The organism is Streptomyces sp. NPDC034086, from assembly GCF_055575515.1.
Window position 1 is genome coordinate 22306 of the sequence record NZ_JBVISM010000012.1, and the last position, 13084, is coordinate 35389.

At 74.9% G+C, this 13084-nt stretch carries 11 protein-coding genes; 5 read left to right on the plus strand and 6 right to left on the minus strand.

The genetic code is table 11. The annotated features are described in order from the left end of the window. Positions 1-265: 265 nt before the first annotated feature. On the plus strand, positions 266-1186 hold the full coding sequence (locus ACZ514_RS24205; RefSeq protein ID WP_468166192.1) for a glycoside hydrolase family 19 protein: 921 nt from the start codon (positions 266-268) through the stop codon (positions 1184-1186). Positions 1187-1208: 22 nt separating this feature from the next. On the opposite strand, the gene ACZ514_RS24210 is transcribed toward ACZ514_RS24205, so the two are convergent. The 3 genes from ACZ514_RS24210 to ACZ514_RS24220 form a co-directional block, all read right to left on the minus strand. Next, positions 1209-3965 carry a helix-turn-helix transcriptional regulator gene (locus ACZ514_RS24210; protein ID WP_468166190.1) on the minus strand — a complete coding sequence of 919 codons (2757 nt, stop codon included), beginning with the start codon at positions 3963-3965 and terminating at the stop codon, positions 1209-1211. A gap of 236 nt (positions 3966-4201) precedes the next feature. Next, positions 4202-5974: a S8 family peptidase gene (locus tag ACZ514_RS24215; RefSeq protein WP_469125719.1), complete on the minus strand. Its 1773-nt coding sequence runs from the start codon at positions 5972-5974 to the stop codon at positions 4202-4204. Positions 5975-6367: 393 nt separating this feature from the next. After that, a complete protein-coding gene (locus ACZ514_RS24220) occupies positions 6368-7102 on the minus strand; it encodes a DUF1838 family protein (RefSeq protein ID WP_468166188.1) in 735 nt (244 codons plus the stop codon). Between the two features lie 157 nt (positions 7103-7259). Here ACZ514_RS24220 and ACZ514_RS24225 point away from each other — a divergent pair, with 157 nt between their 5' ends. The 3 genes from ACZ514_RS24225 to ACZ514_RS24235 all read left to right on the plus strand — a co-directional run bounded on the left by ACZ514_RS24225 (position 7260) and on the right by ACZ514_RS24235 (position 9660). After that, positions 7260-8246: a DUF1996 domain-containing protein gene (locus ACZ514_RS24225; RefSeq protein ID WP_469125633.1), complete on the plus strand. Its 987-nt coding sequence runs from the start codon at positions 7260-7262 to the stop codon at positions 8244-8246. A gap of 83 nt (positions 8247-8329) precedes the next feature. After that, positions 8330-8932, plus strand: a complete 603-nt coding sequence (locus ACZ514_RS24230) for a sigma-70 family RNA polymerase sigma factor (RefSeq protein ID WP_467883788.1) — start codon at positions 8330-8332, stop codon at positions 8930-8932. After that, positions 8929-9660 carry an anti-sigma factor gene (locus ACZ514_RS24235; RefSeq protein WP_468166184.1) on the plus strand — a complete coding sequence of 244 codons (732 nt, stop codon included), beginning with the start codon at positions 8929-8931 and terminating at the stop codon, positions 9658-9660. Before ACZ514_RS24230 ends, ACZ514_RS24235 begins: the two co-directional genes overlap by 4 nt. Here the strand turns inward: ACZ514_RS24235 and ACZ514_RS24240 are convergent. Further along, positions 9639-10091 carry a hypothetical protein gene (locus ACZ514_RS24240; RefSeq protein ID WP_469125634.1) on the minus strand — a complete coding sequence of 151 codons (453 nt, stop codon included), beginning with the start codon at positions 10089-10091 and terminating at the stop codon, positions 9639-9641. The two genes, ACZ514_RS24235 and ACZ514_RS24240, sit on opposite strands and share 22 nt — an antisense overlap. A gap of 309 nt (positions 10092-10400) precedes the next feature. Here ACZ514_RS24240 and ACZ514_RS24245 point away from each other — a divergent pair, with 309 nt between their 5' ends. Further along, entirely contained in the window at positions 10401-10934 is a 534-nt protein-coding gene (locus ACZ514_RS24245) for an EF-hand domain-containing protein (protein WP_468166182.1), read from the plus strand. Positions 10935-10992: 58 nt separating this feature from the next. On the opposite strand, the gene ACZ514_RS24250 is transcribed toward ACZ514_RS24245, so the two are convergent. Further along, the gene (locus ACZ514_RS24250; protein ID WP_468166180.1) at positions 10993-11898 is read right to left on the minus strand and encodes a class I SAM-dependent methyltransferase; all 906 of its coding nucleotides are present in this window, start codon (positions 11896-11898) and stop codon (positions 10993-10995) included. An 80-nt stretch (positions 11899-11978) separates the two neighbouring features. Further along, positions 11979-13082, minus strand: a complete 1104-nt coding sequence (locus ACZ514_RS24255; protein ID WP_468166236.1) for an NAD(P)-dependent alcohol dehydrogenase — start codon at positions 13080-13082, stop codon at positions 11979-11981. Positions 13083-13084 lie beyond the last annotated feature (2 nt).

Sequence of the window (13084 nt, forward strand, 5' to 3'; positions counted from 1 at the left end):
GGAAAGGAAAAACACCCCCCGAAAAAAAAAAAAAAAAACCCTCCCTCCCTGACCGGAATCCTCGCGAACGGGGCACCGATTGAGAAAAAAGGCCCCGGTCTCCTTTCCCCCCCCCCCCCCCGCTCCGGCGCGTTCCGGCCCGTTCCGTCCCCTCACGCAACGGCCCTGGTCTAGACCTTGACAGGTCCAGACCACTTTCGGTTCAGTGGCGGTAGTCGTCTCCCCACACGACGGCGACGATTCCCCCCATTCCAGGAGCAGTTACGTGATACGTACGCTACGCCGCCGCGCCCTGTCCCTCGCCGCGGCCGCCGCCGCGACCTTCGGCCTGGCCGTCGCCCTGCCCGCCTCCCCCGCCGCCGCGGCGCCCGCCTGCGCCGGCGCCTGGAGCTCTTCCGCCGTCTACACGGGCGGTACGAGCGCCTCGTACGGCGGCCACAACTGGCAGGCGAAGTGGTGGACGCAGGGTGAGACGCCCGGCGCCACCGGCCAGTGGGGCGTCTGGTCGGACCAGGGCGTCTGTGGCGGCGGGGGCCAGGAGCCCGACCCGGGCACCGGCGACCCGTCCGGCTTCGTGGTCAGCGAGGCCCAGTTCAACCAGATGTTCCCGGACCGCAACCCCTTCTACACCTACAACGGCCTGGTGGCGGCGCTCTCCGCGTACCCCGGGTTCGCCCACACCGGCGACGACACCGTCAAGCGCCGCGAGGCGGCCGCGTTCCTCGCGAACGTCTCGCACGAGACGGGCGGGCTGGTGCACATAGTGGAGCAGAACACCGCCAACTACCCGCACTACTGCGACGCCACCCAGCCGTACGGCTGCCCCGCCGGCCAGGCCGCGTACTACGGACGCGGCCCCATCCAGCTCAGCTGGAACTTCAACTACAAGGCGGCGGGCGACGCCCTCGGCATCAACCTGCTCGCCGACCCCTACCTGGTGGAGCGGGACCCGGCCGTCGCGATGAAGACGGCGCTCTGGTACTGGAACACCCAGAACGGCCCCGGCACGATGACCGCGCACGCCGCCATGGTCAACGGCGCGGGCTTCGGCGAGACGATCCGCTCCATCAACGGGGCCCTGGAGTGCAACGGCGGCAACCCGGCGCAGGTGCAGAGCCGGATCGACAAGTACCGCGCCTTCACCCAGCTGCTGGGCGTCACCCCGGGGAACAACCTGAGCTGCTGACGGGGGGGCGGTGGGGGCCGGCTCACTGGCCGCGCAGCGCCGTGGCGAGCTGGGCGCGGGACCGGACGTCCAGTTTCTGGTAGATCCGGGTGAGCCGGGCCTCCACCGTCTTGACGCTCAGGAAGAGCTTCGCCGCCGCCTCCTGGTTGCTGGCGCCCCCGGCGACGAGGAGGGCGAGCCGGGCCTCCGCCTCGGTCAGGGCCTCCACCCCGGGGTGCGGTCCGCAGCTCTCGGGCGCGTTGTCCCGGGCGAGTTCCAGCCAGGGCACGGCTCCGGCGGCCTCGAACAGCCCGGCCGCGGCCCGCAGCGCGTCCCGGGCCGGGGCGCGGCGGCGGCGCCGGCGTTCCACACGGGCCAGCGCCAGCAGCGTACGGCCGTGTTCGAGGGGCAGCCCGAGCGCGCCGAACCGCTCGGCGGTCGCCTCGAGCAGGGCGACCGCCCGCTCCGGCTCGCCCTGCGCGGACAGGCACAGGCCCCGGGCCCGGTCCAGGGCCGCGAGCACGGTGGTCCGGCCGAGGGAGCGGGCGACGGGCGTGACCCGGTCCAGCAGTACGAGCGCCTCGTGCGGGGCGTCGGCGGCGACCAGCGCCTCGGCGAGTTCCCCGTGCCAGCGCAGGACGGAGGGGTCCACCACCTGCTGGGCCTCCTCGAGGGCGGCGACCCGGCGCAGGGTGGCCACGGCCTTCGCGGCGTCCCCGGTGGCCAGTTCCACCGTGCCGAGCGCGTACAGCCCCCGGGACAGGAAGACCTGGTCGCCCTCCTCCTCGGAGGCCCGGATGCCCCGGCGGGCGTAGGCGGCGGCCCGGGCGAAACCGCCGCCGGCGGCCTCGGCGGTGGCGGCCACGTACCAGGCCGGGCCGGGTGAGAGGCCCGCTTCGATGGTGAGTTCCAGGGCGCGGCGGGCATGGGCCGTGGCGCGGGCGCAGTGGCCCCGGCGCAGCTCGGCCTCGGTCATGCTGCGCAGCACCTCGAAGACGTCCTCGGCGGAGCCGGTGCGCTGGACGGCGGGCAGCAGGGCGAGGAGCTGGCGGTGGGCGTCGGCGAGCCGGTCGTCGAAGAGGGCGTGGCGGACGGCGAGGAACTGGGGGGCGTTGCGCATGCCGAGGGGGACCTCGGGGGCGGGCAGGGCGAGGGCCTCGGCCAGGATGTCCTCGGCGTCGGGGTCGCCGAGGATGCGGCCCATCCGGGCGCGGACGGTCAGGGCCATGGCTTCGGCGACCTGGTCTCCCCCGGCCTTCGCGAGCGCTCCGGCCTCGGCCGCGGCGTCGCGGGCGCGCACCGGGTCGCCGTCGCCGATGTTGTGCTTCCAGGCGATCCGCAGCTGGACGGCGGCCTGGAGGGAGGGGTCTCCGGCGGCGTCGGCCACGGCGTGGGCGATGGTCTCGTCGAGGTCGGCCAGGGCCTGCCCGGCGGCGTCGATGACCGCGAGCCGGGCCCGTACCCGCTGGGCGGGCGAGGCGTCGCGGGCGAGCACGGCGCGGGTGGCGCGGCGGGCCAGGTCGGCGCGGCCGGCCCAGCCGGCGTCCTCGGCGGCGGCGACGAGGCGGGCGAGTTCCTCCTGCGGGAAGGCGGCGGGGGTGCGTTCGGCGGCGAGCAGGCCGAGTTCGGCGGCCAGGGCCCGCTGGCCCCGGCGGCGGCAGGCGTCGGCGGCCCGGGTGATCTCGGCGGCGAGGTCCGCGTCGGGGGTGTCGACGGCGAGCGCGCGGTGGCGTACGGCCTGGACGGGGTCGTCCACGGCGGCGGCGAGCGCGGCGTGCCCGGCGGCCCGCTCGGGCCAGCCGGCGTCGGCGGCCAGGGCGGTCGGCAGGGCGCCGGCGGTGAAGGTGACGGTGCCGTCCTCGCCGACGGTGACCAGCGCGGCCCGTTCGGCCTGCGCGAGTTCCGCCTCGGCGTCGGGGCGTCCGGCCCGGCGCAGCAGGGCGGTGGTGGGGCGGGCGGCGAGTGCGGCGAGGAGCAGGGTCGGTCGGGCCCGGCCGGGGGCGGCGGCGAGGAGCCTGCGGGCGACGTCGCGGGCCTGGCCGGTGACGGGCAGGGTGTCGGCGTGGTGGGCACCGCCGCCCTGTCCGGCGGCGGCTTCGGCGAGGGAGTGGCCGAGCGCCAGGGCGAGGCGGGGGTTGCCGCCGCTGGCCTGGTGGATGCGGCCGGCGAGGCGGGCGGGCAGGCCGTGGCGCAGCAGCAGCTCGGCGACCTCGTCGGCGCCGAGGGCGGGGACGTGGACGACGGGGGTGCCGGGGCCGCAGAGGGATTCGGCGACGGGTGTGTCCTGGACGCATTCGGCGGCGAGGACCCGTACGCGCGGCGGGGTGAGGCGCAGGACGAAGCGGAGCAGGTCGGTGCTCTCGGGGTCGAGCCACTGGGCGTTGTCGAGGACGAGGAGGACGGGCCCGGAGGCGGCGAGGGTGCGGAGCACTTCGACGACGGCCAGGCGCAGGGCGACGTGGTCGCGGCCCGCGCGGGGGGCGTCGGCCTCGCGGCGGAGCAAGGCGACGGCCGTGCGCTGGGGGCCGGCGAGGCGGTCCAGGGCGGTGCGGGGCACGGAGGCGAGGAGGGCCGCGGCCGAGGCCTCGGGTATCTCCCGGTCGACGGCCTCGGGGGCGAGGCGCAGGACGGTCTCGCGCCGCCTGGCGGCGGCGGCCGCGACGGCGCGCGCCACCTCGGTCTTTCCCGAGCCGGCCACGCCCGTGAGGACGGCGCGGCCGTGCGCGGCCAGCGCCCGGTCGACCGCCTCGATGAGTGCGCCGTGTCCGACGTTGGTGTCAGCGTTCCCCGTCGCCGCCACGCACAGCCACCAGCCTTTCGCGCCCCTGCTCCTGTGCCCTTCCTGTGAGACGCGACAATACGAGGTCAGCCCCCCGACGGACCCGGATTGTGACGCAGAATTCAGTCAGGTGACAGGAAAGCGCCGCCGGCCTGCCGGTACGGGAGGTACCGGCAGGCCAGCGCACTGGGTTGGTCCGTACTATCGGCCCGTCAGGACGGAGTTGGGGGGCTCCGCCGGGACCGGTGCGAACCGGGTCAGAAGCCGAGGCTCCAGGAGTCGATCTTGCCGGTGTCGCCGCCCGCGTTGTCGTTGACGCGCAGCTTCCAGGTGCCGTTCGCGACCTCGGAGGAGGCGTTGACGGTGTAGGTCTGGTTGATGTTGTCCGCGCTGCCGCCGGCCCGGTTGTGCAGGGTGTAGACGGTGCCGTCGGGGGCGACCAGGTCGACCTTCAGGTCACCGATGTAGGTGTGCGCGATGTTCACGCCGACCTGGAGGGCGGCCGGGGCGTTGCCGGTCACGCCGGAGACGGTGATCGGGCTCTCGACCGTGGTGTTGTCGCCGATGGCGAAGTCCGTGGTGTTCTCGAAGGCCGGGGTGGGCTGGGTCGAGGTCACGGCGTTGACGGTCGCGGTGGCGTCGGCGAGGCCGGAGCCGCAGCCGCCGGTGCAGGTGCCGGCCAGCGGGCGGGCGTTGGCCTTGATCGCGGACTCGATCTGCGCCGGGGTCAGCGAGGGCTTGGCCGCGACGAGGAGGGCGGCGAGGCCCGCGACGTGCGGGGCGGCCATGCTGGTGCCCTGGTACGGCTTGTAGATCTCGGCGCCGGGGGTGGTGGTGCCCGCGTTCAGCGTGGAGAGGATGCCGTTCTCGGGGGTGGTGACGGTGCCGGGCGTGTCGGTGGCGCGGCGGGTCTCACCGCCCGGGGCGGCGACGTCGATGATCGTGCCGTAGTTGGAGTAGAAGGAGCGGTCGCCGGTGCGGTTGCTGGCGGCGACGTTGATCACGTTGTTGCAGCTGGCGGGCGAGAAGCCGGCCGCGTCCGCGTTGCTGTTGCCGGCGGCGACCACGACGGTGGTGCCGCGGGCGACGGCCGCGTTGATGGCGTTCTGGTAGGTCGCGGTGCAGGCGCCGGAGCCGCCCAGGCTCATGTTGATGACCTTGGCGGGGGTGGCGTTCGCCGGGACGCCCGCGACGGTGCCGCCGGAGGCCCAGGTGATGGCGTCGACGATGTCCGAGGTGGCGCCGCCGCACTTGCCGAGCACGCGGACGGGCTGGATCTTGGCGTTGTACGCGATGCCGGCGACACCCTTGGCGTTGTTGGTCGCGGCACCGATGGTGCCGGCGACGTGGGTGCCGTGCCAGGAGGAGTCGCTGGCCTTGGAGCCGGTGCCGCACTCGCCGGCCGCGCTCCAGTCGCCCTGGTCGGCCGGGTTGCTGTCGCGGCCGTTGCCGTCGCGGGCGGCGGTGGAGCTGCTGATGAAGTCGTAGCCGGCGACCACGTTGGCGGCGACGTCGGAGTGCGCCACGTAACCGGTGTCGATCACGGCGACGGTGACGCCGGAACCGGTGGTCTTGTCCCAGGCGGCGGGCACGTTCATGCCGGCGGTGGGCTCGAAGAGGTCCCACTGCTTGGCGTAGTCGGTGTCGTTCGGCGTGGCCATCGCGTAGGCGCGGGAGTCCGGCTCGACGTAGGCGACGTCCGGGTCGGCGCGGAACTGGTCCATGAGGGCGGCGGCGTCGGCCGGGGCGGTCGCACCGCCGAGCTTGACGAGGGCCGCTCCGGTGCCGAGACGGCGGTCGAACGTGGCCTTCTTGCCGGCCTTCTTGCCCTTGGCGGCGGCGTCGTCGGCGGCCGCGTCGTTCGAGCTGGCCTCGGAGGCCGAGGACTTGTAGCCGACGATCAGGTTCTCGACCGGGGCGGCGGCGGGGGCGGCGGGGGCCGCGGCGGCCGGCAGGGTGGAGGCCGGGTCGTTCGCGGGGGTCACGGCCACCGCGGCCGTGGCGGAGCCGGCGAGCAGGGTGACGGACATGGCCACGACGGATATGAGCCGACGTCTGGGTGCGTGCACGTTGTTCCCCTTTTACGGGCCGGATCCGGGCAGGCCGGAGCGGCCGGTGGGTGCAGTGTGGGAGGTGGAACCGGCGGAGCGGGGCCTGGGCGGGCTGGTCGATCCCGCCCCGGCCGCCGCCGCGCGCCACGTCGCCCGGCCGCGACGGCGGGGCAGGGCGACGGCGTACCCGGCGATCAGCGCGTCCGCGGTCGTTTCACACCATGTGGGGTTGGTGCGGGGTCCGCCCGGGACGCGGAAGATCGCCGGTGGGCAGACAGTAGGCAACGCGGGGGTGAACCCGATACGGGGAAAACCCTTGTCCGGACCCTGTGGGGCCCCTCCCCCTCCGGGGGTTGGCGGCGGCCGGCCAGGTCAGCGCGGGTGGAGCCGGCGGAAGTAGGTCCAGCTGGACTCGTTGGGTTCGGCCCACTTCTCCGGGGCGCGGGCGAACTGCGGGTGGTGGGCGGCGATGTACGCGCGGGTGCGCTCGGGCACCTCGGTGTACGAGCCGAGCTTGACGCCCCGGCAGTGGAAGGTCAGTCCGCCGGGCCGCTGCCCCTGTTCCATCCAGGGCAGCCAGGGGGACATCCGCATCCACGACATGGTGGCGGGGACGCCCGGGGCGTCACCGGCGAGGGCGGCCGCGGAGGTGAAGAACTGGAAGAGCTCCAGGGCCCGGTAGGTGTCGTCGGCCGAGTTCAGCGGGTAGTCGGCGACCGGCAGCGGAGAGGGGTAGGCGAGGGGGATCTCCAGGCTGAAGCAGACCTGGTCGCCCAGTTCGGTGCGCGGGACGGGGAAGGGCCGCAACCGCTGGTTGGCCGGATCGTTCCAGACGTGGACGACGGGCTTGCCCTGCCAGGTCTCGAGGATCTCCCGGGTCACGGGGTCGAGGTAGAAGGCGGCCTCGCGGGACAGCATCCGGTAGCCCCCGCCCTCCTCGTCGGCCTCCAGCCGGGCGGCGTTGAGGCCCTCGAAGCCGAAGAGGCGGCGGTAGGGCTCACCGGGCGCCCAGGAGTGGACGTCGCCGGTCCACCAGAAGACCGTCTCCTCGCCGTCGAGGGAGGCACGGGTGCGGGCGAAGGCGTGCAGGAGCTCTTCCGGTGTCATACGGAGAACTCTCGCGGCCGGGTCCGCGGCCGGACAAGCACCGGACGGGCCAACCTCGCCCGTCCGCGCATCCCCGCGACACCTACGAAACCGCGGGGACCGCCTCGTACGGACGCCCGGTTGACGGCCCGGCGCGCCACCGGTGACCGTGACCGTCATGGGGAACGGAAACCGCCTGCCGGCGCTGCTCGTGTGCCTCCTGCTCGGTGCCGGGCCGGCCGCGGCCGCGCTGGGGGCCGCCCGGACGGCGGCGACGCCGCGGCACGCCGCCCCCGCGTCCGGTGACCGGGTGGACATCGGTGACGTCCCGCCCGGGCCCCTCCCGCCCCCGGCCGGGCCCGACGCCTCGACGGGAACGGTGACGGTGGAATGCGGCCGCAACGAACAAGGGCACTGGAACCAGGACAACGTGGTGGTGTCACCGGGCCTGCGGGCGGGCGCCCACCACACCCACGCGTACGTGGGCAATCTGTCCACGGACGCCCTGTCCACCGACGCCTCGCTGGCCGCCGCCGGCACGAGCTGCGCCGGCGGCGACCGTTCCGCGTACTACTGGCCCGTCCTGCGGCGCACCGACCGGCCGGGAGGGCGGCCCCACGAGCGGGCGGCGGGGCACGGCAACACGGGGGAGATCCTCGCCGAGGCCTCGGTGCGGGTGGAGTTCCGGGGCAGCCCCGTGAGCAAGGTGGTGCCGATGCCCCGCTTCCTGCGGGCCGTCACGGGGGACGCCGTGGCCGCCACGGCGGGGACCGGCGCGGGCGTCCGGGCCCGCTGGGGCTGTTCGGGCTTCCCCGACCGGTCGACCACCGGCTACCCGCGCTGCCCGGCCGGCCGGCTGGTGACCCGTACGCTCGTCTTCCCCAGCTGCTGGAACGGGCTGGACACGGCCGCCGCCGACCACCGCTCGCACCTCGCGTTCCCCTCCGCGAGCGGGGTGTGCCCGCAGGGCACGTTCCCGGTGCCCGAGCTGCGGCTGTCGCTGGCCTACGCGGTGCCGCCGGGGGTGCCCGTCGCGCTCGACTCCTTCCCGGAGCAGCGGCACAGCCCGCGGACGGACCACGCGATGTTCGTGGACGTGATGACCGACGCGCGGATGGCCGAGCTCGTCGGCTGCCTCAACGAAGGCCGCACCTGCCGGATGTGAGTGACGCGGGTCACATGAACCGGGGGGCCCTTCGGGGCGTGTTCCGACCGCACGACGCAACACGGAGGCGGACGGAGGGTGCCATGCCCGGACCACTGTGGCCCCGCACTCGGCGGGGCTCGACCGACGAGGCGCTGATCAGGGCGGTGTACGAGGAACACGGCAACGCCCTGCTCGCCTACGCCACCCGGCTGACCGGCGACCGCGCCGCCGCCGAGGACGTCGTCCAGGAGACCCTGATCCGGGCCTGGAGGCATTCCGAGGTCCTGGTCAACGGGAAGGGCTCGGTGCGCGGCTGGCTGCTCACCGTGACGCGGAACATCATCACGGACCGGTACCGGGCCAAGGCCGCGCGGCCGCCGGAGGTCTCCGGGTCGGCGGCCGCTCCCCCGGTGGAGGGGGACCACGCGGACGCGGTGGTGGACGCCATGACGGTGCTCGGTGCCCTGGACCGGCTGTCGCCGGAACACCGGGACGTCCTGACGGAGTTGTACTACCGCCAGCACAGCGTCGCCGAGGCCGCCGACCGCCTCGGCATCCCCGCGGGGACGGTCAAGTCGCGTTCGCACTACGCCCTCAAGGCGCTGCGCGAGGTGTTCGGGGACGGTACCGCCGACGGCGGGCACAGGAGAGGGACCGGCCGGCCGCCCCAGCAGCCCGGCGGACTGCGGGAGGTGGTGGCGTGAACCGGCAGCGGCACGAGGAGGACGTGGAACTGCTCGGCCCGTACGTGCTCGGCGTCCTGGACGGACAGGACGCACGGCGCGTCGAGGAGCACCTCGGCGACTGCGTGCGGTGCCGGGAGGAGGTGGCCGCGTTGCGGGAGATGGAGAGGGCGCTGGGCGAGGTGCCCGAGGAGGCCTTCCTGGACGGGCCGCCGCAGGGCGGTGACCTGCTGCTCCAGCGGACCCTGCGGCAGGTGCGCGGGGAGCGGGCGGCGGCCGCGCGGTGGAGGGCCGCGGTCGCGGGCCTGGCCGCGGCGGCCTCGCTGGCGGCGGTGTTCTGGGCCGGGGCCCGGATGGGCGCGGACCCGGGTGACGCCGGGGCGCTGCCCCCGCCGCCGTCGCCGTCCGCGTCGGCGGTGCCCTCGCCTCCGGTGGCGGGGACCCGGGTGGCCTCCGCGACCGACGCGGGCACCGGCGCGCGGATGACCGTACAGCTGACGCCGGCGGCCAAGTGGGTGCGGCTGCGCGCGGCGGTGACCGGGGTGCCGGCGGGCGAGCGGTGCCGGCTGGTGGTGGTCTCCCGGGACGGTACGCGCTCCGTGGCCGGCGGCTGGGTGGTGGGCACGGCGGAGCACGGGGAGGGCAAGGGCGCCGCCCTGGACGGCTCCGCGGCCGTGGACCCCTCGGACGTGCGGGAGGTCCAGGTGGTGAACGAGGCGGGCCGGACCTACGTGTCCGTGCCGGTGTGACCCGCGCCGGGCGCGGTACGGGGCCCGGCCGCGCGGGTCCCCGTACCGGTCCCGGGGGCCGTGGAAGCGGCTCCCGGGGCGCCTGCGGCCGGACGGGGACCGGGCAGGGCCCGTCGCGCCGACGCCGGCCCGCTCTCCTCGGGGGCCCTGGGCCGGGCCGCGCCGTCGAGGAGCCCGAAGCCTTCGGGGAACCCTTCCAGGAACGCGCGCCGTGCCGGATCGGACTCGGCTTCGGCCAGGGTCCCCAGCAGGTCGACGAACTCGCTGCGCTGCCCGCGCGACAGCCCGCCGACCACGTGGCCCACGCCCTCCAGGACCTTGACCGCGTCGTCCGGATCCATCTGCTCGTCCTCACAGCCCTCGATGAAGCACAGGACATCGACCAGAGCCTCGGCCAGTGCGTGAGTCAGGGACGAGTACGCGTGCGTCAAGGCGGGCTCCCGGCGGGTCAGGGCGACGAAGTCCGGCCATCCATCACACGCCACCGGCCTCACACGCGCCCGGGCCTCACGGAGGGGGCGGAGCCCGGCAGGGCTCGTCGGCGGGGTCGTCCGAGCCGATGAACGGGAGCGGTCAAGAGGTCCGGTTTTTCTGGCAGGCGGGGCATCGGACGTGTCGGACACGGTCGTCCGGCAGTCCTTCTGTGACCACAAGCGAAGATCGACAGTCCGTGGCTCTTCAGGGCGGTTCCATGGGGCACGGCCCGGAATCGCCGGGTCACGAAGGACAGGTGATGGAACATGCGGACCGAAGCCGCCCAGCGGGTCGAACTGGTCTTCTCCCTCTTCGACGCCAATGACAACGGCGTCATCGACTCCGGGGACTTCGACCTGATGACGGAACGTGTTCTGGAGGCGGCGGCCGCGTCGGACGACGGCGCCAAGGCCGCCGTCCGGGCCGCGTTCCGCCGCTACTGGACGACGCTGGCCACGGAACTGGACGCCAATGGTGACGGCGTGGTCACGCTGGACGAGTTCCGTCCGTTCGTGCTCGACCCCGAGCGTTTCGGTCCCACGATCACCGAGTTCGCCGGGGCGCTCTCCGCGCTCGGCGACCCCGACGGGGACGGTCTGATCGAGCGCCCCCTCTTCGTGTCGCTCATGACGGCGATCGGCTTCCAGGAGGCGAACATCCACGCCCTCTTCGACGCCTTCGGCCCGGACGCCGACGACCGCGTCACCGTGGCCACGTGGGCCGCCGGCATCGAGGACTACTACGCGCCGGACAGGGCCGGGATCCCGGGCGACCGGCTCGTGACCGCCCGGGCCGTCTGACACCCCCTCCCAGGGGCGTCACCGGGCGGGAACGGCGGCCGCCGAGCGCCGCGGAAGGTCATGGCCGGGTCTTGTGCGCGAACACCCACCGGTTCCCCTCCAGCGCGTCGTTCGGCTCGGGGAGGGGGCCGCGTCCGTGCCGGCGGGTGAACGCGAAGGGCGTGTACGTGGAGGCGGACCAGCCCTTGGCCGTCAGGGCGCCCGCGGAGTCGGGCCGCGGCCCCTTGGCGAAGAGGTCGAGCAGGTCGATGCCGGCCCGTTCCCGCGTCGCCGTGTAGATCGGGCTGTCGCGGTACATCAGCAGGTCCTTCTCCAGCTTGGCCTCGAAGGCCAGGGCGCTGCCCCCGGCGGCCAGCCCGTCCACCGTGTCGAAGAGGCACGTCTCGGCGGGGCCCGGCAGGTAGAAGAGCAGTCCCTCGGCCAGCCAGACGCTCGGTGCGGCCGGGTCGAAGCCGGCGGCGGTCAGCGCGCCGGCCCAATCCGCGCGCAGGTCGACCGGGACGGGGACGCGCTCCGCCTTCGGCGTGGCCGCCAGGCCCGTGAGCACCTGGTGCTTGAACTCCAGCACGCCCGCCCGGTCGATCTCGAAGACCGCGCAGCCGGACGGCCAGTCCAGCCGGAAGGCGCGGGTGTCCAGCCCCGCTCCCAGCAGGACCGCCTGCCGGGGGCCCGTCCGCACCGACCGCAGCAGGAAGTCGTCGAGGACCCTGGTCCGCAGGCCGAAGTACCGGGTGAACCGCCCCCACAGCGGGTCGCCGTCCCCGTCCGGGACCTGCTGGATGCGCACCGGCCAGTCGGCGCACGCCGGGGCGGCGCGCACGAAGTGTTCCGCGTAGGGGTCCTGGGCCAGGCTGTCGTCGCGGTGGGTCTCGATCGCCCGTGCCGCGGCGACCAGGAGGGCGGTCAGGCCCACACCTCCGTCCACGCCTTCCACGTCCGTGTGCTGCGGCGCCGTGCCGGTCATGTCTCCTCCATGGTCAGGGGCGGGGACCTCGAGCTTCCCGCTCGTCGGGGGTGGTGGGTCCACGGTGCCGCGTACCGCGCTCACCGTCCCGCGGCCGGGAGCAGGACCGGTTTGACCACGCGGCCGGCGTCGCAGTCGCGCTCGGCCTCGTTGATGTCGGTCAGCGGGTAGGTGCGGATGAGCTGGTCGAAGGGGAAGCGTCCGGCCTGCCAGAGCCGGGTCAGCAGCGGGATCAGCAGTGCGGGGACGGCGTCCCCTTCGCAGATGTGGCGGATGCCGCGGCCCCCGTCGAGCGTGCCCGGTTCGAGCGGCAGCGCGGTGTGGAGCCGTGCCACCAGGCCGAGGGTGCCGGTGGGGCGCAGGGCCCGGAGCGCGTCGTTGATCAGCGGGGCGGAGGCCGTGGTGTCGAGCGCGTACTGGGCGCCGCCGCCGGTGAGCCGCCGGATCCGTCCGGCTCGTGCGGGCGTTCCGGCGGGCAGGGGGATCGCGCCGAACCGTTCGGCCAGGGCCAGCCGTCGGGGGTGCCGGTCGACGGCCACGGTCAGCGCACCGGCGGCGGTGGCCGCCATCACGGCGGCCAGGCCCACGGCCCCCGCGCCGAGGACGACGAGGGTGTCGCCCGGACCGGCGGCGAAGGTGTTCAGCACGGCTCCGGCGCCGGTGAGGAAGCCGCAGCCGAGCGGCCCGAGCAGTTCGACGGGGAGCGCGGGGTCGACCCGCACGGCGTTGCGGGCCGGGACGAGCGCGTACTCGGCGAAGGAGGACTGGCCGAACCACCGGGGGGACAGCGCTCCCCCGGCCGCGTCGGTGAGCCGCGGGGCGGCCTCCTCGCGTCCCCCGAAGAGGTTGAGGGAGGCGAAGGAGTCGCAGTAGGCGGGGGCCGCGGCACGGCAGTTGGGGCAGTGCCCGCAGGAGTCGAAGCTCAGCACGACGTGGTCACCGACGCCGATCGCGGTGTCCGGGCCGCCGCCCGTCCGCACCACGGTCCCGGACCCTTCGTGGCCGAGCACCGCCGGCAGCGGGCTGCGGCCTGCCGATCGCCGGACCGCGAGATCGGTCCGGCACATCCCGCATCCGGCGATCTCGACCAGGACCTCGCCGACGGCGGGTTCCGTCCGCAGGGTGACGTCCTCGACCGTGAACGGGTCCCCGTACGCGCGCAGGACGGCCGCCCGGAACCTCACCA

Bases quoted from the DNA above. Each gene is read 5' to 3' on its own strand.
- ACZ514_RS24215 (WP_469125719.1), bottom strand. From the start codon at position 5,974: ATGTCCGTCACCCTGCTCGCCGGCTCCGCCACGGCCGCGGTGGCCGTG.
- ACZ514_RS24220 (WP_468166188.1), bottom strand. From the start codon at position 7,102: ATGACACCGGAAGAGCTCCTGCACGCCTTCGCCCGCACCCGTGCCTCC.
- ACZ514_RS24225 (WP_469125633.1), top strand. From the start codon at position 7,260: ATGGGGAACGGAAACCGCCTGCCGGCGCTGCTCGTGTGCCTCCTGCTC.
- ACZ514_RS24230 (WP_467883788.1), top strand. From the start codon at position 8,330: ATGCCCGGACCACTGTGGCCCCGCACTCGGCGGGGCTCGACCGACGAG.
- ACZ514_RS24245 (WP_468166182.1), top strand. From the start codon at position 10,401: ATGCGGACCGAAGCCGCCCAGCGGGTCGAACTGGTCTTCTCCCTCTTC.
- ACZ514_RS24250 (WP_468166180.1), bottom strand. From the start codon at position 11,898: ATGACCGGCACGGCGCCGCAGCACACGGACGTGGAAGGCGTGGACGGA.